This is a genomic window from Tepidiforma sp. (assembly GCF_026419595.1).
Classification (GTDB): Bacteria; Chloroflexota; Dehalococcoidia; order Tepidiformales; family Tepidiformaceae; genus Tepidiforma.
The window spans coordinates 53,159-75,849 of record NZ_JANZZD010000013.1 but is presented as its reverse complement, the minus strand read 5'-3'; the positions used below and the strand labels follow the sequence as shown (position 1 = coordinate 75,849).

Here is a 22,691-nt window from a genome sequence, read left to right as displayed (position 1 = left end):
CCCGGGGGCGCTAGGCCGGCTTCCGGAGGACGGCGAGGAGGAGGTTGAGCCGGCCGTCGGCGAGGGCGACCTCGGCGTTCCGCACCCGGTCGGGGAAATCGGGCCCGGCGGTGAGGGCGAGCGAGAGCGGCCGCCCCGGCGGGAAGGCGGCCGGGGGCGGCGGCGGCACGACCTCCCACCGCTCGATGCGGAAGCCGGCCGCTTCGAGGCCCTGCTGCGTCGCCGCCTCATCCAGCAGGTGGCTGATCGCCGGCTCGCGCGCCCACGGCAGCGGGTAGGCGAGCGGCGCCGGGTTCGGCCCCCGGATGATGTCGAAGCAGGCGAACCGGCCGCCGGGCCGGAGCACGCGGAACGCCTCGGCCCAGAACCGCGCCCGGTCGGCGATGTTCATCACGACGTGCTGGGTGACGACGGCGTCGAAGCTCGCATCGTCGAACGGGAGCGCGAGGCAGGTGCCTTCGACGAACTCGCACAGGTCCGCGAGCCCGCAGGCCTCGGCGAGGATGCGCGCCGAGCGGATGAATTCGGGCGTGAGGTCGATGCCGGTGACCCGGCAGCCTGCCTCGGCGGCCAGCATCCGCGCCGGCCCGCCGAGCCCGCAGCCGAGGTCGAGCACCCGCTCGCCGGGCTGGAGGCCGGCCGCCGCCGCGAGGTCGCGCGTGGCGCGGTGGCCGTACGAATGGAACTGGTCGGCCGGGGCGAGCGCCTGCGGCGAGGGTTCGGCCCCCGCGGCCGCGAGCGCCTCGAGGATCCGCTCGGCGAGCCGGTCGCCGCTGTAGTGGGCGCGGATTGCGAGGTCATCTGCCGGCATCGCGCTGTTCCTTCCAGGCCGCGAGGCGGCCGAGGGCGAAGGCCGCGCGCTCCACGCTGGGGAAGACGGCGATGCCCTTCGCGACGAAGTCGTCGCGCACCTCGTCGACGAGGGCGCGGTGCTCCCGGTTGCGGGTCTCGGTTGGGCCGAGGACGACGGCGACCGGCTTCGCGCTGCCGGCGGCGATGGCGGCGAGCCGGCCGCAGGCGTGCTTCAGCCGCTCGGCGGCATCAGGCCGGCCGAAGAACCAGTCCTCGCCGACGTTGGCGATGGCGAGGTCGTAGTGGTCGCCGTCGAGCATCAGTTCGAGCAGGCCGTTCGAGGAGAGGCCGGAGCCGGCGAGGATCGACTGGTCGACCGGGTTGCCGACCCAGTCGGCGAGCATCGGGGCGCGCTCGCGGACCCGTTCGCGGACGGCACCCGGGAGGGGCACGACCTCGAAGCCGTTCTCCTCGGCGGCATCGGCCGACTGGACGGAGCGGCCCCCGCCGCCGCCGACGATGGCGATGCGGCGCCCGGCCGGCGCGCCGAGGAGAGCGGCCCCGACCATGAGGTCGAGCAGCTGCTCCTGGTTGCGGGCTTCGATGGCGCCGGCCTGGCGGAGGACGGTGCTCCAGAGTTCGGCCTGCCCGGCGAGGGCGGCGGTGTGGGAAGCGGCGGAGCGGGCGCCGGCGCGCGTCCGGCCCGCCTTGTGGATGATGACCGGCTTCCGGGCGGCCGCCGCGCGGAGCCCTTCGAAGAAGCCGCGGCCGTCCGGCACGCCCTCGACGTAGGCGCCGATGACGGCCGTCTCCGGGTCGTCGGCGAGGTAGCGGAGGAGTTCGCCCGGCGTGATATCGAGGCCGTTGCCGTAGTTCACCACCTTGCCGAAGGCGAGGCCGCGCGCGTTGCCGCGGGTGACGACTTCGACGGCGTTGTTGCCGGACTGGCTGAGGAAGGCGGCGCCGCCGCGGTCCGCCGGGAGGTCCGGCCGGAAGGAGAGGCCGCCCGCCGGGTGGTAGAGGCCCATGCCGTTCGGGCCGAGGATGCGGACGCCGAGCTCTGCCGCGCGGCGGGCGATCTGCTGTTCGAGCCGGGCCGCCTCCGCATCGCCGGTCTCGCTGAAGCGGCCGGTGAAGAGGTGGAGGAACCGCACGCCCTTCTCGCCGCACTGCTCGACGAGGTCGGGCACGGCGGGAGCGGGCACGCAGGAGATGACGAGGTCGACCTGCCCGGGCACCTCGCGGAGGGCCGGGTAGGCCTTCAGCCCGGCGACTTCGTCGGCCTTCGGGTTGATGGGGTAGATCGGGCCGGCGAAGCCCTGCCGCTTGATCGCTTCGAGGTAGTCGTGGCCGGGGCTGTCGACGTTCGTCGAAGCGCCGGCGACGGCGACGGCGCGGGGGCGGAAGAGGAGGTCGAGGTCGGGTGTGCGGTCGAAGCGGCTCACGCGGGGATTGTACGGGAGGGCCGGCTTGCGGGGTTGCAACGGGCTGCGGGCGGGGTAGAGTCCGGACCACCTGCCGCACATCTCCTCGACGAACGGGGGTTCGAACCGTCCATGCCGCTGCCGCCGCCCATCGACCAGTACGCGCTCCTCCGGGGGCTCCGCTTCCACTACCGCGAATGGCCGAGCCCGGGCAAGCCGCCGCTCGTGCTCCTCCACGGCTTCACGGGCCACAGCCGCTCGTGGGATACGTTCGCGGCGGCGATGCAGCCGGGCTGGCACGTCTACGCGCTCGACCAGCGGGGCCACGGCGAGAGCGCGTGGAGCGACGACGCGTCCGCCGATGCGATGGTGGAGGACGTGCGCGCCTTCGTCCGCTGCCTCGGCCTCGAGCGGTTCGCGCTCCTCGGTCTCTCGATGGGCGGCCGGAACGCCTACCGCTACGCCGCGCGCTACCCGGAGGGGCTCGAGCGGCTCGTCATCGTCGACATCGGGCCGGAGGTCCACGGCGCCGGCGCGGCCCGCATCCAGGCGGGCGTGCGCGCGCCGGACGTCTTCGCGACGCCGGAGGAGGCCGTCGAACGGGCGCTCGCAGCGAACCCGAACGCCGACCCGGCGGAGGCGCGCCACCGGACGCTCCACAACCTGCTGCGGCTGGAGGACGGGACGTGGACCTTCCGCTACGACCGCGCGTACCGGGACGGGAGCCGGCCGATCAGCCGGCCCGACCCGGAGGCCTCGTGGCGAGAGCTGGCCCGCATCCAGGCGCCGACGCTGCTGGTGCGCGGCGAGCGGAGCGACGTGCTCGCGCCGGAGGTGGCGGAGCGGATGGCGGCGACGATCCCGGATTGCCGGCTGGTGACGGTGCCCGGCGCCGGCCATTCGATCCCGCTCGAGCGGCCGCTGGGCTTCATCGCGGCGGTCGCGCCGTTCCTCGCCGAGGATTAGGCGAACGACGTTTTGGGAAATCAGGAGCATCCGTTCGAGCGGCGTGTATACTGGAAGGGCGCTTCCCTCGAGCGCGCCCCCGCTCCCCCTGCCCCCGCATCCATCCCCGAGGAGTTGCCGTCCTGGACGACAGCGGTCTCTACGTCACCCTCGCTGCCGCCCTCGCGGCTGCCGGCATCGGCGCGCTCGGCGCGAGCCTGCTGCGGCAGTCGGTCATCCTCGGCTACCTCGTGGCCGGGATGGCGATCGGGCCGCACACGCCCGGCTTCGTGGCCGACATCCCGACGGTGGAGGACCTCGCCGATATCGGCGTCGTCCTGCTGATGTTCGCCATCGGCCTGCAGCTCTCCTTCCGCGATGTGCGGCGGGTGGGCGGGGTCGCGCTGCTCGGCGGCGGCGCGCAGGTCATCATCACGCTCGCAGCCGTCACGGGCCTCGGCATGCTCGCCGGGCTCGACTGGCTGCCGGCGCTCTTCCTCGGCGCGGTGGTTTCGAACTCCTCCAGCACGGTGCTCTCGAAGGTGCTCGCCGACCGCGGCGAAATCGAGTCGCTCCACGCGCGGGTGGCGCTGGCGTGGTCCACCGTGCAGGACTTCAGCACCATCATCCTCGTCGTCGTCCTCACGGTGCTGGCGGAGGACGGCAGCACGGCCTCGCTCGCGGGCGACCTCCTGCGGGCGGTAGGGCTGGCGGTGCTCTACCTCGCGCTGGTCATCCCGGCCGGCTTCGTGCTGCTGCCGCGCTTCTTCGACCTCGTCGCCCGGCTGGGCAGCACGGAAGTGTTCACCCTCTCGGCGGTGGTGGTCGCGCTCGGCATTTCGCTGCTGGCGCAGCTGTTCGGCGTCTCGATCGCGCTCGGCGCGTTCGTCGGCGGCATCCTCGTCAACCGGTCCGACCTCTCGCACGAGGTGCTGGGGCAGCTGAACCCGCTGCGCGACATCTTCGCGGGGCTGTTCTTCGTCTCGGTCGGGATGCTCATCGACCCGCGGGTGCTGCTGGACGAGCCGGCGCTCCTGCTGCTGTCGGTGGCGGCCATCGTGGTGCTCAAGGGGTGGCTTTCGGTCGGCATCACGCTCGCCTTCCGCTACCCGGGGCGGACGGCGGTGCTGACGGGCGCGGTGCTGGCGCAATCGGCGGAGTTCAGCTTCCTGCTGGCCCGGCTCGGGACCGATACCGGGGCGATTTCGAGCGAGCTGTTCGGGGTGATGCTGGCGGCCGCCGCGGCCTCGATGGTGCTTTCGCCCGCGGTGCTGACCACCGCGGACCCCCTCGGGCGGGCGCTGGACCGGCGGCTGCGCGGCCGCGCCCGGCCCGCCGGCGAGGCGCCGGACCCGGGCCTCGCGAACCACGCCATCCTCGCCGGCTACGGCCGGGTGGGCCGCGTCGTCCACCGCGCCATCCGCGACCAGGCGATCCCCGTCGTCGTCATCGAGCAGGACGCCGAGACGGTGGCGGCGCTCCGGCGCGAGGGCGTGACGGTCTTCCAGGGCAGCGCCTCGAACCCGGTGCTGCTGGAGCGGGCCGGCATCCGCACCGCGCGGGCGCTCGTCGTCGCCATCCCGGACCCGCTGAGCGCGCGGCGGATCGTCACCTTCGCCCGGGGCGCGAACCCGGCCATCGACATCGTGGTGCGGACGCACAGCGAAGGCGAGCGGGCGTTCCTCGAAGAGCACGGCGCGGACGAGGCGGTGCTGGGCGAGCTGGAGCTGGCGCTGGAGATGAGCCGCCACACGCTGAAGGCGTTCCGCGTCGGCGAGCCGGCGGTCGCGGCGATCCTCGCCCGGATGCGGTCACGCGCCGGCTGAGGGCGAGGGCGCGGCCTCCGGTTCGAGCGCCGGCCGCCGGGCGAACAGCGAGCGGGCGCGGTCGAGTTCGGCGAGCAGGAGGAAGCCGGCCACGAGGAGCGCCATCCCTGCGAGCGTGACCCGCGCGCCGGCGTAGGTGGTCCCGATGCCGAGGGCGAGGAGCGGCAGCGAAATCGCCGTCTCCGTGATGGTGAGCTGCACGGCGAAGACGCGGCCGTGCTGGCCCGGCGGGGCCGTCTCGGTGAGGGCGACGCGGCCGGCGATGAGCAGGCCAGAGAGCGACGCGCCGAGCAGGAAGGCGACCGGGATGGCGACCGCGAAGGTGGTGTTCATCTCCGCTTCGAGCCGGGCGACGGGCGGGATGTGGCTGTACTGGGCGACCGCCGTGATGCCGTAATCGAGCGCCGCCAGCGCGGCGAGCGCGGCGACGAGCCCGAGGAGCGAGAGGCGCAGCACCTCGTGGGCGCGGGCGAGGGTGAGTTCGCGGCTGCACCACCAGAGCCCGGCGAGGACGCCGAGGATGCCCGGCACGAACAGGTAGGCGATCGCCTCCCAGCCGAGGCCGAGGTCGCGCTCGAGGTAGAACGGGAGCGCGACGACGATGCCCTTGGAGACGACCATCTTGAGGCCGAGGGCGATGACGGCGTAGCGGGCGATCGATTCGCGGCCGAAGAACCGCATCGTCGCGCCGAAGGAGAGCGCGGCGCGGGCGCTGCCAGCGGCAAACGCCCGCGCCAGCGGAGCGACACGCACGGCCAGCACCACGGTCAGGAGAAAGAGGAGGGACAAACCGACTGCGGCGCCGATGACCATGGCCGTGGGACCGCCAAGGAAGTAGAGCGCGGGGGCGAGCACGAGCATGCCAGCGCCCTGCCCCGCGTACTGGAGCGCGGCGAACCACGAGTGCACCCGGCCGACGTGCGCATCCTGCAGGGGGCGCACGAGGGCGAGTTCGGCCGGGGTGAAGACCTGCGAACCGGTGGAGTAGAGGAAGGCGAGCACCCACGCGCTGGTGCCGCCATCGAGCCACCAGATGCCGGCCGCCACGGGGAGCAGCCGGAGCAGCGCCCCCGCGGCGTAGCCCCGCCCCGGCCCGAGCCGGTCGGCGAGCGAGCCGCCCGGCAGCCCGAGCACGATGGACGGGATGAGCATCGCGATGAAGAGGCTCGAAAGGTCGAGCGCGGGCTTCGAACTGGTGCCCGCGACGAGGAAGAGCGCAGCCAGCCAGATGTTCTGGGACGCTTGCGCGGTGAAGCGCGCGGCGTAGGTGAGCGTGCGTTCGAAGCGGAGCGACGGCGCGGCGGCGGACACCCGTGTTCCCCCGGAGACGATCTCGGTGGCGGCGCCGCCGGGAGGCGGGCCGCCGGGTTCGTCGAGAGACCGGGCTTTCAGGTGCCGCGTCTCTCCCAAGAGCCTGCGAGGTTAGCTGCCGGGTTCGGCATTGGGAGTTGCCTACGCGCTCGCGCGCGATTCACCCCGAGTGGTTGGGTCCCCCGCTCCCCGCGTGCGCGGGGATTCGGCTTCGCACACTATACGGCACGCGTGAGCGTTTCGTGTGCAGACCGTTAACGTGCAGCGAACGACCGCGCCGGGCGCTCAGCTCACGCGCTGGACGCCGAAGACCGTGCGGCTGCCGTCGAGGTCTTCCTCGGCGCGGACGGCGCCGGCCGGCGGCTCGCCGGCGGTGAGTTCGATGGCTAGCGTCTCCCCGCTGATGTAGGCGGCGTGGCTGGCGACCACCCGCTCCACCTCGGCGTCGCCGGCGACCCACGCGCGGATGCGGTCGGCCAGCTCGAAGCCGGCCTCGCGGCGGAGGTCCTGCAGCCGGCGGACGATTTCGCGGGCGAGCCCCTCGTCGGCGAGTTCGGGCGTGATGGCGGTCGTCACGGCGACGGTGTAGCCGGCCTCCTGCGCGGCGGCGTAGCCCTCCCGGTCCTGCGCCTGCAGCAGGATGTCGCCGGGCTCGAGCTCGATGCCGGCCACCGTGAGGCCGCGCCCACGGCGGACGGCGGCGGCCACCTCCGCCGGGTCGAGCGCGGCGAGCCCCTGCCGGATGGCGCCGACCGCCTGGCCGTGCTTCGGGCCGAGGACGGGGAGGTTCGGCTTCACGTCGTAGGCCACCACCTCGGTCTCGTCGTCGATGAGGCGGAGCGCCTTCGCGTTCAGTTCTTCGAGGACGAGGTGGCGGTTCCGTTCGACGACGGCAGCCTCGGCGGCATCGCGCAGCTTCACGACGACTTCGGCGACAGGCTGGCGGACCTTGATGCTGGCCTTCGCGCGGGCGGCCCGGCCGAGCGAGCAGAGCCGCTTGATGAGCTGGGTCTCGGCGTTCAGCCGGTCGTCGATGCGGCTGGCGTCGGCCTCCGGCCATGCGGCGAGGTGGACGCTCTCCGGCGCGGCGGGGTCGACGGAGCGGACGAGGTTCTGCCAGAGCTCCTCGGCGACGAACGGGGTGAACGGCGCGAGCAGCTTCGCGAGCGTCACGAGCGCCGCGTAGAGCGTTTCGTAGGCGCTCTGCTTGTCGGCGTCGCCTTCGGCAGCGCCCCGCCAGAAGCGGCGGCGGGAGCGGCGCACGTACCAGTTCGAAAGGTCGTCGACGAAGGCTTCGATGGCGCGGGCGGCGTCCGTCGGGTCGTACTCCTCGAGCTCGGCGGTGACCTTCGCGACGAGGGCGTTCAGCTCGCTCAGCAGCCACCTGTCGATCTCGGCCGCCGGTTCGAACCGGCCGCCGGAGGGCCGGAAGCCGTCGATGTTGGCGTAGCTGACGAAGAAGCTGTAGGTGTTCCAGAGGGTGAGGAGGAAGCGCCGGAGGCCCTCCTCCACGAGGCCGGCGCTGAAGCGGCGGGGCATGCCGGCGGGGCTGGCGGCGTACATGTACCAGCGGGTCGCATCGGCGCCGTGCTTCTCGATCACCGTCCACGGGTCGACGGTGTTGCCCCGGCTCTTCGACATCTTGTTGCCTTTTTCGTCGTTGATGTGGCCGAGGCAGATGACGTTCTTGTAGGCGATGCCATCCGGGATGGCGCCGGCGGCCTTCAGCAGGGTGGCCTCGGCGTGGAGGGTGTAGAACCAGCCGCGCGTCTGGTCGATCGCCTCGCAGATGAAATCGGCCGGGAAGTGGCGGCGGAACTCCGCCTCGTGTTCGAAGGGGAAGTGCCACTGGGCATACGGCATCGCGCCGCTGTCGAACCACGCGTCGGCGACTTCGGGGACGCGCCGGGCGGTGCCGCCGCAGGCCGCGCAGCGGATGGTGACGGCATCGACGTACGGCCGGTGGAGGTCGTCGAGCGCTTCGGCGGCGGCGCGGTCCTCGGCGCGCTCGATGAGCTCGGCCTTCGAGCCGATGCAGGCGGCTTCGCCGCAGGCCTCGCAGCGCCAGAAGGGGAGCGGCGTGCCCCAGTACCGTTCGCGGCTGACGGCCCAGTCGATGTTGTTCGCGAGCCAGTTGCCGAAGCGGCCGTGCTTGATGTGCTCGGGATACCAGTTGATCCGCTCGTTGCCGGCGAGCAGCTGCCCGCGGAGGGCCGTGGTGCGGAGGTACCAGCTCGGTTTGGCGTAGTAGAGGAGCGGCGTGCCGCAGCGCCAGCAGAAGGGATAGGTGTGCCGGATGGTGCCCTTCTTCAGCAGCAGCCCGCGCTCTTCGAGGTCGCGCTCGACCTCGCGGTCGGCCTGCTTGGCGAACGTGCCGGCGCCGGGCAGCCCCTCGGCCATGATGCCGCGGAGGTCGATCGGCTGCGCGAACAGCAGCCGGTACTGCTTGCCCTCCTCGAAGTCCTCGCCGCCGAACGCCGGGGCGATGTGGACGATGCCGGAGCCGTCCTCCAGCGAGACGTAGTCGGCGGCGATGACGCGCCGGAGGCCGTCGGTCGATTCGCCGGGCGCGAGGGGCCGAAGGCGGCCGTCGTCGCCGAAGCGCATCACCGGGTGGCCGAGCGCCTCGGGGCGGTAGAGCGGTTCGTAGGCGAGGCCGACGAGCTGCTCGCCGCGGAGGCGGGCGGCTGGCTGCGGTTCGCCGCCGAGGACCTTCGGCGCGAGCGCCGCGGCGAGGATGACCGCCTCGCCCTCCAGTTCGTACACGCCGTACTCGGCATCGGCCTTGACGGCGAGGGCGACATTCCCCGGGAGCGTCCACGGCGTCGTCGTCCAGGCGACGAGGGCGAGCGGCCCGGGCGCGCGGTAGCCGGCCGCGGCGAGGGCATCGCCCGGGATGCGGAACTTCACGAAGACGGACGGGTCCGGCACATCATCCTGGTAGCCGAGGGCGACTTCGTGGTCGGAGAGGCTGGTGCCGCAGCGCGGGCAGTGGGGCGTGGAGCGGTAGTCCTGGTAGACCAGCCCGGCATCCCAGAGCTGCTTGAAGATCCACCAGCAGGTTTCGATGTAGCCGTTGTCGTAGGTGACGTACGGGTGGTCGTAATCGGCCCAGAAGGCGATGCGCTCGCTCAGGCGGGTCCACTCTTCGACGTAGCGGGAGACGGACTCCTTGCACTTTTCGTTGAAGGCGGCGATGCCGTAGGCCTCGATCTCGGGCTTCGATTTGAGGCCGAGCTCTTTTTCGATTTCGAGCTCGACGGGCAGGCCGTGGGTATCCCAGCCGCCTTTGCGGGGCACGCGGTAGCCGCGCATCGTGCGGTACCGGGGGACGAGGTCTTTGAAGACGCGGGAGAGGACGTGGTGGATGCCGGGCCGGGCGTTGGCCGTGGGCGGGCCTTCGTAGAAGACGAAGAGGTTGTCTTCGGGGCGCTGCTCGATGCTCTTTTCGAAGATGCGCTGTTCTTTCCAGAACTGGAGGATGCGCTCTTCGAGGGCGGGGAAGCTGACCTTCGGGTCGACGGGTCGGAACACGGTGGCCTCCGGTGCGGAAAGCAGCATTGACGCCGGCGGGCGCGATGGGCGAAGGCCGCGGAGGGCCGCGGTATCGTACCCTTCGGCGAGAGATGGTTGCGCGCACGGAGGCCCGGACACGACAGCGCGCGCCTGCCCCCGCTCCAGGGACGGGCGCGCGCGCCCGCGGTACCACCCTGGTTCCCGCCTCGCGGCGGGCCCTCGTGGGGCGCTGTCACGCCCCTGCCCCTGCTAACGGTGGGCCTCCGCCCGGGTCTACTGGGCGCGCGCGGCGCCGTTCGGCCGGGGGCTCGGGAGGGATCTTCGCGCTGCCGTGCCGTGCCCCCTTCCACCGCGCGGGGCTCGCTGGACGGCCGATGCGGCGCTACTCGTCTCCGTCATCGCCGGTACGGTTCACTACAGCAGCGCCCGCGGGGGAATGTCAATGCTGAGCCGGCGGCGCTTCCTCATCGGCCTCGGCGCGCTCTCGGCGGGGAGCCTCGCCGCCGCCTGCTCCTCGAAGCCGCCGAGCGACAGCTACGCCCGGCCGGTCGAAACCCCGGAGCCGACGCCGACGAAGCCGGTGCCGACGCCGGAGCCCACGCCCGAGCCGACCGAGTTCCGGGTCGCCTACCTGAACCTGATGAGCCCCATCGCGACCGACGCCAACGACACCACCGCCGGCGACACGTTCGAAGACCGGCTGAAGCTGGTGGCCGAGGAGCTGCGGAGCTACCGGCCGGACCTCGCCGGCTTCAGCGAAGCGACGTGGACGGCGACCCACGGCTCGGCCGTGGCGAAGCTCGCCGCCGAGCTGAAGATGGAGCCGCTCTTCGTGCAGGCGAACCCGTGGTTCACCGGCCGGACGGAGGCCCAGAACCGGGAGCTGGCGAAGCAGATCGGCTTCGAAGAAGGCGAACTCGTCCTCGTCCGGAGCGACCGCTGGGTGGTGCAGGGCGCGACGCCGACGTGGCTGAATCCCCGCACGAGCGAGACGGAGGGGCGGGCCGCGCTCCACGTCCGGATCAAGGGGCCGCCCGCCCTGCCGACCATCGATGCCTTCATCACCCACCTCACGGGGGGCAGCGAGCGGCTCCGCGGGCAGCAGGCCGAATCGTTCGCGGAGTTCGTGCAGGCGCAGCGCGGCGGCGGCCCGGCGATCATCCTCGCCGACCTCTCCGACCCGCCCGGCTCGCCCGCCTACGAGGCGATCCGCGCGCTCGGCTTCGAGGACCCGCTGGCGGTGACGAACCCGGCCACCTGCTGCCGGCCCGCCGTCATCGGCGAGCAGCCGCCGCCCACGGCGCGGACGTCGTTCATCTTCTCCGCCGGCTGGAGCGCGTCCGTGGCAGGGCCGCTCGCCGACCGGCCCGCGCGGCTGGCCGACGGCCGGCTGCTCTACGCCAGCGACCACAACGGGCTCTGGGCGCTCTTCCCCGTACCGAAGGGGAGCGGCGGCGGCACCTGACCCGCGCGGCCGGCGCGCCGCTGGCCTAGAATGCGCGCACGCCGCCCCGGGGGGATGCCATGCCGTTCACCGACCGGTACGGGTTGCCGCTGTCGACGACCTCTGCGAACGCCGCCGAGGCCTACTGCCGCGGGCTCGACCACGCCCTCGCCGCCGAGGCCGAGGCCGAAGACTGTTTCCGCGAGGCGCGGCAGGAGGACCCGGGCTTCGCCCTCGCCCACATCGCCGAGGCGCGGATGCTCCAGTTCCGCGCCCGCCCGCTGGAGGCGCGGGAGGCGGCGGCGCGGGCCCAGCAGGTGGTCGGCGGCGCCACCCGGCGCGAACGCCAGCACGTCGAATGCATCGCCGCCGCCATCGCGGGCGACAGCCGCACCGCCCTCGAGAAGCTCCGCGCGCACATCGCCGAGTTCCCGCGCGATGCCTTCGTGCTCTCGCAGGCGACGGGCGTCTACGGCCTCATCGGCTTCAGCGGCCGGCTCGAGCGGAACGACGAGCAGCTCGCCCTGCTCGAACCGCTCGCCCCGGCCTACGGCGACGACTGGTGGTTCCTCTCGCAGCTCGCCTTCGCCTACAACGAGCTGTTCCGCCACGACGAAGCGCGGCAGGCGGTCGAGCGCTCGCTCGCGGGCAACCCGCGCAACGGCCACGCCTCCCACACCGTCGCCCACATCGCCTACGAAACCGGCGACGCCGAGGGCGGGGCCGGCTTCCTGCGCGAGTGGCTCATCGGCTACGACCCGGCCCACCAGCTCTACGTCCACAACCACTGGCACCTCGCCCTCTTCGAGCTCGCGGCGGGGAATTTCGACCGGGTGCTGGACCTCTACGACCGCGTTATCCGGCCGACGGTGGCGACCTCGCCGCCGCTCGGCACGATCGCCGATGCGGCCTCGCTGCTCTGGCGGTGCACGCTCACCGAGCGGCCGGCGGAGGAGCTGCCGTGGGGCGAGGTGGCCGCGTATGCGGCGGAAAACTTCCCCCGCGCCGGGATCACCTGGGCCGATGTGCACTGCCTCATCGCGTGGTGCGCCGCGAACGACACGGCCCGGCTCGCCACGCTCGTCGGCCAGCTGCGCGACCGCGCCGCCGGCGGCAAGCTGAACGCCGGCCCGATGCTGGTGACGCTCGGCGAGGCGTACCTCGCCTTCGCCCACGGCGACTGGAGCCGGGCAGCGAACCTCTTCCAGCTCGCGCGGCCGGAGTTCATCCGGCTCGGCGGCAGCCACGCCCAGCGCGACGTCTTCGAGGAGACACTCATCGAGGCCTGCGCGCGGGCGGGCCGGTTGGAGCAGGCGCGGGCGATCCTCGAAGAGCGGCTGGACCGCCGGCCGAACGGCCGCGACCGGCGCTGGCTCGAAGCGATCACCGCGCGGCAGGCTGCCCTCAGCGCCTGAGCGCTTGCCGGAAGCCGGCGTTCCCGGCCACAATCGGCCCACGATGGCCGATTTCTCCCTCCCTGCTCCGTTCGAACCGCAGAAATCCGAGTTCATCCACGACCGCGCGACGCGGCCGAAAGGCCCGGCCGTCACGTGGAAAGACATCGCCGCCCGCTTCTGGGGCTACGGCTTCGGCGCCGTCTTCGCCCTCCTCTTCACCGTGGCGATGTTCGAGCTGCGGGATTCGTGGGACAACCACCGCGAGTGGCTCGTCTCGTTCATCCCCTTCTTCGCGATCGCCGGGCTCGCGTTCGGCTACCTCGCGCAGCGCGGCAAGTGGGAGGCGCTCGCCCCGGCAGCCGCCTTCCTCGGGCTGACGGCCATCTTCACCGTCTCCGTCTTCCTCGGCGATATCGACCAGGTGAGCCGGCGGACGCGCGACACCGTCGCGATCCTCGGCGGCATCAGCCTCGGCGTGACGGTGGTGGCGGCGATCGTCACGCTGCTCGTCGTCGAGCGGCGCGACCCGCCGAAGGCGCCGCCGCCGCTGATGTAGCGGCAGGTTAACAGCGCAAGCGCGCGCATCGCTCCGAAGCCCCCCGGGTGCTAGATTCCTCGAATCTGTTCGCCCGGGGGGTTTGCTGAATGACCAGCCTTTCCATTCCCGCCACGATGGACGACGTCACGCCGGAGTGGCTCACCGCCGCGCTGCGGGAGCGGGGCCACCTCCGCGAGGCGCGCGTCGTCGAGGCCCCGCGCGAGCGCATCGGCGCCGGGGTCGGCATCCTCGGCGAGCTCGCCCGCATCACCCTCGTCTACGACCGGGAGGAGCCCGGCGCGCCGGCGACGCTCATCGCCAAGATCCCGACGGCCGACCCCGGCGGGCGCGGCGTCGCCCACATGCTCGGCTTCTATGAGAAAGAACGGCGCATCTATGACGAGCTCGCCGACCGGATCGGTGTGCGCAGCGCCCGCGCCTACTACGCCGCCGGCGACCCGGAGACGGTGCAGTACGTCATCCTCATGGAGGACCTCGGCGGGCTCCGCCTCGGCGACCAGGTGGCCGGCGCCAGCGCCGAGGAGTGCTACACCCTCGTCCGGGAAATCGGCCGGCTCCACGCCCGCTGGTGGAATTCGCCGGAGCTCGAGGCGCTCGACTGGGTCCCGCGCGGGAACGACCCGGTGAACCTGATGGCGGCCGTCGCCTTCGCCCAGGCGGTCGAGCCGTTCCTCCAGAACTTCGGCGGCGAGCTGACCGACTTCGAGCGCGAGATGGTGCTGCGCTACATGCACCGGATGAACCCGATGCAGGACCGCTTCTCCGGCGCGCCCGAGACGCTCTGCCACGGCGACCTCCGGCTCGACAACGTCTTCTGGGGCAGCCCGGAGGGCGATGCGCCGCTCACGCTCGTCGACTGGCAGATCGCCGTGAAGGCGCGCGGGCCGTACGACATCGGCTATTTCATGAGCCAATCGGTCGACCCCGCCGTGCGGAAGGCGCACGAACGCGACATCGTGCGGGCGTACCACGAGACGCTCGTGGAGCACGGCGTGCGCGAGTACCCGTGGGAGCAGTGCTGGGAGGACTACCGGATGACGGTGATGTGGTGCCTCACCTACCCGGTGGTGTCCGCCGGGTCGATCGACCTCGCCAACGACCGGGGCGTCGAGCTGGCGAAGGCGATGCTCCGGCGCTCGCTCTCGGCGATCCACGACCTGCGCGCGTACGAGGTGCTGGATACGCTGGAGGAGCGGCCGCACCCGCTCATCCTCGAGGCGATGGCGGCCGCGCAGGCGCAGGGTTAGCGCGCCGGCCAGAGGAGGCCGAGCAGCGTCTCGATCGCCTCGGCGACGCGCGGCCCCGGCGCGCGGAGGAAGAGCATCCGGTCGATGGCGTAGACGCGGCCGCTCCGCACCGCGGGGGCCGCGGCCCATGCCGGGTCCGTGCGGATGAGCGTATCGAGGCCGCCGTCGCCGGCGGGCAGGACGAGGACGACATCGGGCGCGAGCAGGGCCGCCGCGCCGGGGTCGATGACGCCGAAGCCGGGCAGCGGGCCGCCCTCGGGCGGGTTCGCGAGCGCGTTTTCGGCGCCGAGCATGCTGAGCAGGTTGCCGATGTAGGTCGCCGGGCCGGCCGCGAAGACGTCGCGCCCCGCGCCGGTGAGGACGAGGACGCGGAGGCCGCCCTGCGCGGCCCGGCGCTCGCGCGCGGCGAGCGCGGCCGCCACCACCCGCCCTTCGAGGTCGGCGCGGAGGGCCGCTGCCTCCTCCTGCCGGCCGACGGCCTCGCCGAGCCGCTCGACGGCGTCGAGGATCGCCAGGTAGTCGGCCGCCTTCACGAGGTAAACCGGCACCGTGAAGCGGTCGAAATCCGGGATGCGCGCGCCCTGCACGGCGGCGTCGCCGATGACGAGGTCCGGCGCGAGCGCGGCGATGGCGGGGAAATCGGGGTTTAGCGTCGAGCCGACCGGCCGGGCGCCCTCCGCCGCGGGGATGTCGGAGGGCTGGCCGATGACCTGCAGGCCGAGCGCGCGGGCGTAGTCGGCGGCGGCCGGCGCGGTGACGACGACCCGTTCGATGCGCGCCGGGAGGTGGACTTCGCGGCCGGCCATATCGGTGACGGTCCGTTCGCCGGCGGGCCGGGCGCCTTCGAGCGTGGGCGTGGGCGTCGGACGGGGCGGCGCGGTCTGCCGTTCGGAGCCGCAGGCGGCGCCGGCCGCGAGCAGCAGGGCGGCCAGCGCGGCGAGCGCGACCCTCACGCGCGGGCCTCCGCCAGCCGCCGGTCGGCGCCGATGGCGAGCAGGTAGTGGCCGGCGGCCGTCTGCTGGCCGCGGGCGGTGCGGAGCAGCTCGGCCACGTCGGCGGGCGTATCGAGGTCGAGCTTCAGCTCGCGGTTGTCGCTTTCGATGACCTGCATCCCGGCGGCGCGGGCGGCGGCGGCGTGCCGTTCGAAGCTGCCCGGGCCGTAGGCGAGCGGGAAGCGCCCCGGCGGGTGGAGCAGCATCGCGTTCGTGCCGCCGTCGGCGCTGCGGACGAGGACGGCGCTCCCCGGGCCGGGGTCTTCGGCGTCGAGCGTCTCGATGGTCCAGGCGCGGACGAGCGGGAGGTCGGCGTGGAGGATGAGGAGGCGGTCGGCGACCGTGCCGTCGGCCCGGAGGCGGGCGATGGCCGCCTCGAGCTGGGCGTTCAGGCCCTCGGCGGCCGGGTCTTCCTCGAGCACGCGGTAGCGGCCGGCCATCCGCTCGCGCACGCGCGGGTCGGCCGTGAGGATGACGGCCGCGGCGCCGGCGGCATGGGCGACGGTCTCCAGCGTGATGAGCGACAGCTCCTCGCGCTCGGCTTCCGTGAGGAGCGGCGCGAGGCGGCCCTTCGCCCGGTCGAGCCGGTTGACGGGGATGAGGACGGGCAGGCTCACCGGGCACCCTCCAGGGCTGCGAGCACCGCCGCCGCCAGCTCGCGCTTCCGCTCCGGCGTCGTCATCAGCGTCTCGGTGACGAGCGCGCGCATGCCGAGCGCCTCCACCGCCGGCGCGAGGGCGGCGTCGGCCGTATCGAGCACGAAGAGGTCGATGAGCCCGGCGTAGAGCCGCGCCACGCCGAGGGCCGAAACCTCGTGGCCGAGGGCGGCGAGCATCCTGCCGGCGGGGCCTTTGACCACCTGGCCGGCGATGACCGGGCTGATGGCGGCCCGGACTGCCCGCGTCTCCGCCAGCGCCTCGCGGATGCCCGGCACAGCGAGGATCGGGCCGATGCTGACGAACGGGTTGCTCGGCGCGAGGATGACGGCGCGGGCTTCGCGGACCGCCTCGAGGACGCCGGGGGCCGGACGGGCCGCTTCCGCGCCGGCGAAGCGGAAGCCCTGCACCTCCGGCTCCGCGCGGAGGCGGACCATGTACTCCTGGAAGGGGAGCTCGCCGCCCGGGCCGAGGACGATGGTGCGCACGGGCTCATCGCTCATCGGCAGGATGCGGCACTCGAGGCCCCACGCGCGGGCGAGGTCGGCCGCGACGCGGTGCATCGGCCAGCCTTCGCGGAGGAGGCGGGTGCGGTGGAGCGCCGTCGCGAGGTCGCGATCACCGAGGTTGAACCAGCGCTCGTAGCCGAACCGCTGGAGGGCTTCGACGACGGCGAAGGTGTCGCCGGCGAGGCCCCAGCCGGTCTCCGGGTTCACCGCGCCGGCGAGCGCGTAGATGACGATGTCGGTATCGGGCGAAACGTGGAGGCCGGCGAATTCGAGGTCGTCGCCGGTGTTGGAGATGACGGTGATGTCGCGCGGGGGGACGGCCATCGCCAGCCCCTGCAGGAAGCGCGAAGCGCCGACGCCGCCGGCGAGCACGGTGTACATCGCGCTCATGCTACCGCCCGGCCGCGCGGGGAGCGATCAGGCCGGCGCGCCGGCCGGTGCGGGCGGCGCAGCGGGGGAAGCCGGCGCGCTCCCGGCGGCGGCCGGTGCCGGGGCCGGCGCAGGCTCGCGGGCGGCGGCCCCCATTTCGAGCGCGGCGAGGAGCGCCAGCAGCACCCAGAGGTACGGCTCTTCGAACAGCCGGCCTTCGGACTGCGACTGGAAGAGGATTTCGATGAAGGCGGCGATGAGCCAGCCCCCGAGCATCCGCTGCCACGGGCCGCGGGCCGCGCGGTAGACGCGCGCGCAGGCGGCGCCCACCCGGGCCGCGAAGAATCCGAAGGCGGCGACGCCGAGCAGGCCCCACTCCGCGAGGATGCTGATGAAGGAGGTGTGGGAGAGCGACGTCTTCGCCCAGTAGGGCATCACCCAGTTGTAGACGAGCAGGAGGGCGTTCTGGTAGCCGCCGGTGCCGACGCCGAACAGCGGATTGTCCTTGAACATCTCCCAGCCGGCGCGGATGAGGAACTGGCGGACGCCGAGCACCGCATCGACGCCGTGGGCGAGCGAGCGCACCCGGGCCGCATCGGAGCCGCCCTGGATGAGCAGGAGGAGGAGGAGCGCGCCGAGCGTGCCGAAGGCGGCCGCGTTGATGCGCAGCTTCGTGTAGCGCGGAACGGGCGCCAGCACCACGACGAGGAAGCAGGCCATCAGCATGCCGAGCCAGCCGGAGCGGGAGGCGGTCGCGATGAGCGCCGGCGCCGAAAGGATGAGCGCGGGCACCGCCAGGTAGACCGTGAGCCGGCGCGGCCCCAGGGCGAGGATGGCCGCCGCCGCCAGCGCCATCGTGATGGCGAGGAAGCGCGCGAGGTTGTTCGGGTCCGCGAAGGTGGCGTTCGAACGATAGCTGTACGCATCGGACTGGACGAGGACGGCGCGCCACTGGAAGACGCCGAGGACGCGCTGCGCGACGGCCAGCACGGAGAGCCCGATCGCTGCGAGGAAGAAGGCCGCCATGATCCGCTCGAGGTCGCGCCGGTCTTCGATGAGCGACGGCGCGGCGAACAGGAAGGCCACGTACATGAGGAGGATGAGCGTCGCGTTGTTCGGCCGCTGCACATCGGACCAGCCGAGGCCGAGGATGGAGATGGCGACGATGACGAGCGCGCCGAGGAGCACGCCGGAGCGGGGGAAGAGGCGCCGGGGCTCGTAGCGGGCGCGCCAGGCAGCGACGACGATGGTGGCGGCCATCGCGGCCTTGCCCGGGTTCAGCATCGCGCGGATGGCGCCGCCCACGCCGCTTTCGCCGAGCATGCCGACCGTTTCGGTCTGCAGGTATTCGAACGGGAGGCCGATGACGACGGCCGGGATGAGCAGCTTCGGCTCGCGGAGGATGATGACCGCGGCGAGGAGGGCCGCCTGCACGAAGACCACGAGCGCGAGGTCGAGATGGGGCACGGAAACCTCGTGAACGTTCTCACGATTGACCCCGGAAACCGGGCGAACCTACCATACCCCGCGATGCCCACCGAAACCAGCGGCCTCCAGCGCGACGTCCAGGTCATCCGGCGCCGCTGGTGGGTCTTCCTCCCCTTCGCCGCGCTCGGCATCCTCGCCGCGCTCGCGGTGGGCGCGGTCACCGGCGGCTCCACCGCCGTCGCCACCATGACGCTCGATACGACGGTCCACGACCTCGTCGTCGGCGGCGACCGGGGGCTGCGGATTTTCGAAGCGCAGGCGATGACCTCCGACCCGGCGTTCAAGCAGAAGGTCATCGAGGCGATCGGCGAGCCCGATTTCGACTACGCCCGCTTCAGCGTCAGCCTCTTCCCGATCTCGGTGGGCGACGGGATTTCGCGCGGCATCCTCACCGTCTCGATTTCGGACCCGGACAAGGCGAAAGCGGAGCGCTACCGGCAGGCGTTCGTCGACGTCTACACGCGGGAGTACACCGCGCCCGATGGGCTCTTCCGGACGCGCTTCGTGGAGCGGCGGCGGCAGGTGGCGGCGAACGCCGAAGCAACGTACCAGGACGCCTACCGGCGGCTCGAGGCGGCCACGGCCGGCCGCGGCATCGACCTCGCGGCGCTGGTCGAGACGCGCGGCGATACGAACCCGCTGGTGTTCGTGACCGAACAGCGGGCCGTGCTGGAGCGGCAGCTGGCGGAGGCGAAGGGCGCCCTCGCGAGCATCGGCAGCGCCAGCCCGGAGGCGGCGGCCGCGGCCGCGGCGGCGGTCATCGGCCAGCCGGTGCAGGCGGGGCAGGCGCAGGCCGTCCTGAGCGCCCGGGTCGCCTCGCTCGAGGCGGCGCTCCGCGAATACGCCAGCCTCGCGCCCGCGCTCCCGGAGCAGCAGCTGGACAGCGCCACGCAGGCGCTCCTGAACGAAGTGCGCGGCCTCCGGCAGGTGCGCGATTCCGCTTTCGTCAACCTCGGGAATGCCCAAATCGCCGTCGGCAGCGCGGAAAGCCGGCTCGAGGTGAGCTACTCGTTCTCCGGCGGGCTGGCCGGGTCGCTGGCGGGCCGCGTGGCCGTCGCCCTCGCCGTCACGGTCATCTTCGGCCTCGTCGCTATCTTCTCGCTGGAGTGGCTGAGCCCGTCGCGGCGCCCGGGCGAGGGGTGAGCCCGATGCGGATCGCCGAGATCAACGACATCGCCTCCGTGGCGACCGAGATCGGGGCCGGGCTTCGGGCGCGCGGCCACACGGTCGACTACTTCTACCCCCGGCTGGTCGGCGCGAAGCTCCCCCCGAACATCAAGCCCGTCACCGGCCCCATCCGCGCGCTCGACTGGCTCGACCTCATTCGGCGGATCAGGGCCGGGCGGTACGACCTCGTCCACATCCACTACGCCTACCTCGGCAACATCGGCGCGCTGGGCGGCTTCCCCTACATCCTCCACTGCCACGGGACGGACCTCCGCGGCGGGACGCCCGTGACCCGGCCGCTCATCGCGAACGCCGTGCGGGCAGCGCGCCACGTGTTCTATTCGACGCCGGACCTCGCGGCGTGGGTGCTGCCGCTGCGGCCGGACGCCGAGTTCCTGCCGAACCCGATCGACACGTCCCTCTTCGCGCCGCGGACGCCGGCCTCGGCCCACCGCGCGGCGTGGGTGGCCTGCGCGCTCACGAAGGTGAAGGGCGCGGAGCGCATCCTGCGCGCCTGCCGGCTGCTCGCCGAGCGCGTGCCGGACCTGCGCATCGATGCCTTCGGCGGTGGCGAGTACACCGAAGCGTTCCGGGCGCTGCCGAACGTCACGCTCTACGCGCGGCACCCGCGCGCCCGCCTGCCGCAGATCATCGACGAGCACGGCATCGTCATCGGGCAGGCGCGGCTCGGCTCGGCGGGCATGGCGGAGCTGGAGGCGATGGCCTGCGGCCGGCCGGTCGTCACCTGGTTCAACGAGCGCGGGGGCTACAGCGAGCCGCCGCCCTTCTTCTCCGCCGTCGACGGCGACGACATCGCCCGCATCGTCGAGCGGCTGGCGAACGACCCCGCGGTCCGGGACCGGGCGGGCGCGGCCGGCCGCGCGTGGGTCGAGCGGCACCACGGCCTCGGCCGAATCGTCGACCGGGTCGAAGCGGTGGCGCAGGCGATCATCCGGGGCGAGCCCGTCCCCGCGGCGCCGGCAGCCTGATGCGGTTCGCGCAGGTCAACGACGTCGCTTCCGTCGCCTCCGAACTGGCGGCCGGCCTGCGCGCGCGCGGCCACGAGACAGAGCTGCTCCAGCCCCGGCTGTACGGCGCGGGCCTGCCGCCGCTGCTGAAGCTGGCGGTGGCGCCCCTGCGGCTGGCCGACTGGCTCCGGCTTGCGTGGCGGCTCCGGCGCGGCCGCTACGACGCGGTCCACATCCACTACGCCTACCTCGGGCTCGTCGGCGTGCTCGCCGGCGTGCCCTACGTCCTCCACTGCCACGGCGACGACGTGCGCGACCTCGCCCGGCGGCCGTGGCGGGGGCTCATCCGGCTGGCGATGCGCCGCGCGGCCCACGTCTATTATTCGACGCCGGACCTCGAACCGTGGTGCCGGGCCGTGCGGCCGGATGCCGAGTTCCTGCCGAACCCGGTCGACCTCGGCACCTTCCGGCCGGCGCCGCTGCCGCCCGATGCGCGGGATGTCTTCATCATCTGCGCGCTGGCGGAGAACAAGGGCGCGGCGAAGATCCTCGCCGGCATCCGCGAGCTGACGGCCCGCCGGCCCGGCCTCCGGGTCACCGCCATCGCGGGCGGCGAACTGACGCGCGAGTTCGAACAGCTGCCGAGCGTCGTGCTGCTGCTGCGCCAGCCGCGGGAGCGGCTTCCGGCGCTGATGGCGCGCCATAAGGTGCTCATCGGGCAGGTGCACGAAGGCGCCATCGGCATGGTCGAGCTCGAGGGGATGGCCTGCGCCCGCCCGGTCATCGCCTCGTTCCGCTTCGCCGACGTCTATGGCGCGGAGGCGCCGGTGGTGCACGCCGAGACCCCGGCGCAGGTCGCGGAGGCGGCGGAGCGGCTGCTCGACGACCGGGTGGTCGCCGAGGCGGTCGGCGCGGCCTCCCGCCGCTGGGTCGAACAGCACCACGACGCGGTCCGCATCGCCGCCCGGGTGGAGGCGTGGCACCGCGCGCGGATTGACCGCCGGGCGGGGCGTGATAGCGTGGAGGCATGACCGCACCCGCCGCTGCCGCCCGCCTCGATGATGCGCCGCTCACCCTGCCGGAGCGGCCGCTCGTCTCCATCGTCATCCCCTGCCTGAACGAAGAGCGGTACATCACCGCCCTGCTCGATGCGCTGGCGGCGCAGGATTACGGCGCCGACGGCATCGAAGTCATCGTCGCGGACGGCGGCAGCACCGACCGGACGCGGGAGCTGGTGCGGGCCTATCCTTCGCCCTTCGCCCGGCTCGAGCTGGTCGACAACCCGCGGCGGATCACCGTCGCCGGCCTGAACGAAGGGATGAAGGCGGCCCGCGGCGATTGCTGGATCATCATCGGCGCGCACAGCACGGTGCGGCCCGATTTCGTCCGCCAGTCCGTCGAGGCGCTGAAGCGGACCGGCGCGGCCTGCGTCGGCGGCCCGATCGAGACGATCGGCGAGGGCGCCGTCGGCCGGGCGATCGCGGCGGCGATGTCCTCCCCGTTCGGCGTCGGCAACGCGAAGTTCCGCTACGCGAGCGAGGCGGGCTACGTCGATACGGTGCCGTTCGGCTGCTACCACCGGCGGGTGTGGGAGGTGGTCGGCGAGTTCGACGAGACGGTCGACGGCGCGGACGAAGACAGCTACAACGCGCGGCTCATCGAAGCGGGCGGGAAGATTTGGCTCGACCCGGCGATCCGCTCGAGCTACTACCCGCGGCGGACGCTGCATGCGCTCGCCCGGCAGTACCGCGAATACGGGGCGGCGAAGGGGACGCTCTTCGCGCGCGGGCGGCCGCTGCGGGCGCGGCACTTCGCCCCCGCGGCGATGGTGGCCGGCGGCCCGGCGCTCTGGCTGATCGGCAGGGTTTCGAAGACGGCGCGGCTGGCGCTCCGCGGCCTCGCGCTGGCGTACGTGGGGCTCGGCGGGTTCGCGGCCTACCGGGCGGCGCAGCGCCACGGGGCGAACCCGGCGCTCACCTTCGCCGCCATGGCCACCATGCACGTGAGCTACGGCGCAGGCTTCCTCGAAGGCTGGTGGCGGGAGCGTTCGAACCGGGCCTGATGGGCCGCAGGTGTAAGAT

The 22,691-nt window shown here is 73.1% G+C and carries 18 protein-coding genes and 1 riboswitch; of the genes, 10 read left to right on the top strand and 8 right to left on the bottom strand.

The window, feature by feature from the left end:
- Positions 1-10 precede the first annotated feature (10 nt).
- Positions 11-811: a methyltransferase domain-containing protein gene (locus N2041_RS08700; protein WP_297677846.1), complete on the bottom strand. Its 801-nt coding sequence runs from the start codon at positions 809-811 to the stop codon at positions 11-13.
- On the bottom strand, positions 798-2,237 hold the full coding sequence (locus N2041_RS08695; protein ID WP_297677844.1) for a CoA-binding protein: 1,440 nt from the start codon (positions 2,235-2,237) through the stop codon (positions 798-800). Before N2041_RS08695 ends, N2041_RS08700 begins: the two co-directional genes overlap by 14 nt.
- A gap of 111 nt (positions 2,238-2,348) precedes the next feature.
- On the opposite strand from N2041_RS08695, the gene N2041_RS08690 reads away from it, so the two are divergent.
- Positions 2,349-3,182 carry an alpha/beta hydrolase gene (locus tag N2041_RS08690; RefSeq protein WP_297677842.1) on the top strand — a complete coding sequence of 278 codons (834 nt, stop codon included), beginning with the start codon at positions 2,349-2,351 and terminating at the stop codon, positions 3,180-3,182.
- On the top strand, positions 3,083-4,987 hold the full coding sequence (locus N2041_RS08685; RefSeq protein WP_297677840.1) for a cation:proton antiporter: 1,905 nt from the start codon (positions 3,083-3,085) through the stop codon (positions 4,985-4,987). Before N2041_RS08690 ends, N2041_RS08685 begins: the two co-directional genes overlap by 100 nt.
- On the opposite strand, the gene N2041_RS08680 is transcribed toward N2041_RS08685, so the two are convergent.
- Positions 4,973-6,397, bottom strand: coding sequence for an MFS transporter (locus N2041_RS08680; RefSeq protein WP_297677838.1), 1,425 nt, complete (start codon positions 6,395-6,397; stop codon positions 4,973-4,975). The genes N2041_RS08685 and N2041_RS08680 overlap by 15 nt on opposite strands.
- Positions 6,384-6,519: riboswitch (cyclic di-AMP (ydaO/yuaA leader) on the bottom strand. (Overlaps the previous gene by 14 nt.)
- Positions 6,520-6,583: 64 nt before the next feature.
- Positions 6,584-9,832, bottom strand: coding sequence for an isoleucine--tRNA ligase (gene ileS, locus N2041_RS08675; protein ID WP_297677836.1), 3,249 nt, complete (start codon positions 9,830-9,832; stop codon positions 6,584-6,586).
- A gap of 424 nt (positions 9,833-10,256) precedes the next feature.
- On the opposite strand from ileS, the gene N2041_RS08670 reads away from it, so the two are divergent.
- The 4 genes from N2041_RS08670 to N2041_RS08655 all read left to right on the top strand — a co-directional run bounded on the left by N2041_RS08670 (position 10,257) and on the right by N2041_RS08655 (position 14,461).
- A complete protein-coding gene (locus N2041_RS08670) occupies positions 10,257-11,279 on the top strand; it encodes a hypothetical protein (protein ID WP_297677834.1) in 1,023 nt (340 codons plus the stop codon).
- A gap of 59 nt (positions 11,280-11,338) precedes the next feature.
- A complete protein-coding gene (locus tag N2041_RS08665; RefSeq protein ID WP_297677832.1) occupies positions 11,339-12,673 on the top strand; it encodes a tetratricopeptide repeat protein in 1,335 nt (444 codons plus the stop codon).
- Between the two features lie 43 nt (positions 12,674-12,716).
- Positions 12,717-13,211, top strand: a complete 495-nt coding sequence (locus N2041_RS08660; RefSeq protein ID WP_297677831.1) for a hypothetical protein — start codon at positions 12,717-12,719, stop codon at positions 13,209-13,211.
- An 89-nt stretch (positions 13,212-13,300) separates the two neighbouring features.
- Positions 13,301-14,461, top strand: coding sequence for a phosphotransferase (locus N2041_RS08655; protein WP_297677829.1), 1,161 nt, complete (start codon positions 13,301-13,303; stop codon positions 14,459-14,461).
- Here N2041_RS08655 and N2041_RS08650 read toward each other — a convergent pair.
- Genes N2041_RS08650 through N2041_RS08635 form a run of 4 tightly spaced genes read right to left on the bottom strand, consistent with a single transcriptional unit; the run spans position 14,458 to position 18,454 of the window.
- Complete coding sequence (locus N2041_RS08650; RefSeq protein ID WP_297677827.1) at positions 14,458-15,414, bottom strand: ABC transporter substrate-binding protein; 957 nt, start codon at positions 15,412-15,414, stop codon at positions 14,458-14,460. The genes N2041_RS08655 and N2041_RS08650 overlap by 4 nt on opposite strands.
- A complete protein-coding gene (gene cofC / locus N2041_RS08645) occupies positions 15,411-16,070 on the bottom strand; it encodes a 2-phospho-L-lactate guanylyltransferase (RefSeq protein ID WP_297677825.1) in 660 nt (219 codons plus the stop codon). Before cofC ends, N2041_RS08650 begins: the two co-directional genes overlap by 4 nt.
- Positions 16,067-16,999: a 2-phospho-L-lactate transferase gene (gene cofD / locus N2041_RS08640; protein WP_297677823.1), complete on the bottom strand. Its 933-nt coding sequence runs from the start codon at positions 16,997-16,999 to the stop codon at positions 16,067-16,069. Before cofD ends, cofC begins: the two co-directional genes overlap by 4 nt.
- A 36-nt stretch (positions 17,000-17,035) precedes the next feature.
- Complete coding sequence (locus N2041_RS08635) at positions 17,036-18,454, bottom strand: O-antigen ligase family protein (RefSeq protein ID WP_297677821.1); 1,419 nt, start codon at positions 18,452-18,454, stop codon at positions 17,036-17,038.
- Positions 18,455-18,517: 63 nt separating this feature from the next.
- Between N2041_RS08635 and N2041_RS08630 the strand changes: the two genes are divergently transcribed.
- The 4 genes from N2041_RS08630 to N2041_RS08615 are packed head-to-tail and all read left to right on the top strand — an operon-like array spanning position 18,518 to position 22,672.
- On the top strand, positions 18,518-19,618 hold the full coding sequence (locus N2041_RS08630; protein WP_297677819.1) for a hypothetical protein: 1,101 nt from the start codon (positions 18,518-18,520) through the stop codon (positions 19,616-19,618).
- On the top strand, positions 19,582-20,631 hold the full coding sequence (locus N2041_RS08625; protein ID WP_297677816.1) for a glycosyltransferase family 4 protein: 1,050 nt from the start codon (positions 19,582-19,584) through the stop codon (positions 20,629-20,631). Before N2041_RS08630 ends, N2041_RS08625 begins: the two co-directional genes overlap by 37 nt.
- Positions 20,631-21,641 carry a glycosyltransferase family 4 protein gene (locus tag N2041_RS08620; protein ID WP_297677814.1) on the top strand — a complete coding sequence of 337 codons (1,011 nt, stop codon included), beginning with the start codon at positions 20,631-20,633 and terminating at the stop codon, positions 21,639-21,641. The genes N2041_RS08625 and N2041_RS08620 overlap by 1 nt, the downstream gene beginning before the upstream one ends.
- The gene (locus tag N2041_RS08615) at positions 21,638-22,672 is read left to right on the top strand and encodes a glycosyltransferase family 2 protein (protein ID WP_297677813.1); all 1,035 of its coding nucleotides are present in this window, start codon (positions 21,638-21,640) and stop codon (positions 22,670-22,672) included. Before N2041_RS08620 ends, N2041_RS08615 begins: the two co-directional genes overlap by 4 nt.
- Positions 22,673-22,691: the final 19 nt, after the last annotated feature.

Bases quoted from the DNA above. Each gene is read 5' to 3' on its own strand.
- N2041_RS08665 (WP_297677832.1), top strand. From the start codon at position 11,339: ATGCCGTTCACCGACCGGTACGGGTTGCCGCTGTCGACGACCTCTGCG.
- N2041_RS08615 (WP_297677813.1), top strand. From the start codon at position 21,638: ATGACCGCACCCGCCGCTGCCGCCCGCCTCGATGATGCGCCGCTCACC.
- N2041_RS08690 (WP_297677842.1), top strand. From the start codon at position 2,349: ATGCCGCTGCCGCCGCCCATCGACCAGTACGCGCTCCTCCGGGGGCTC.
- N2041_RS08620 (WP_297677814.1), top strand. From the start codon at position 20,631: ATGCGGTTCGCGCAGGTCAACGACGTCGCTTCCGTCGCCTCCGAACTG.
- N2041_RS08660 (WP_297677831.1), top strand. From the start codon at position 12,717: ATGGCCGATTTCTCCCTCCCTGCTCCGTTCGAACCGCAGAAATCCGAG.
- N2041_RS08655 (WP_297677829.1), top strand. From the start codon at position 13,301: ATGACCAGCCTTTCCATTCCCGCCACGATGGACGACGTCACGCCGGAG.
- cofD (WP_297677823.1), bottom strand. From the start codon at position 16,999: ATGTACACCGTGCTCGCCGGCGGCGTCGGCGCTTCGCGCTTCCTGCAG.
- N2041_RS08630 (WP_297677819.1), top strand. From the start codon at position 18,518: ATGCCCACCGAAACCAGCGGCCTCCAGCGCGACGTCCAGGTCATCCGG.
- N2041_RS08670 (WP_297677834.1), top strand. From the start codon at position 10,257: ATGCTGAGCCGGCGGCGCTTCCTCATCGGCCTCGGCGCGCTCTCGGCG.
- N2041_RS08700 (WP_297677846.1), bottom strand. From the start codon at position 811: ATGCCGGCAGATGACCTCGCAATCCGCGCCCACTACAGCGGCGACCGG.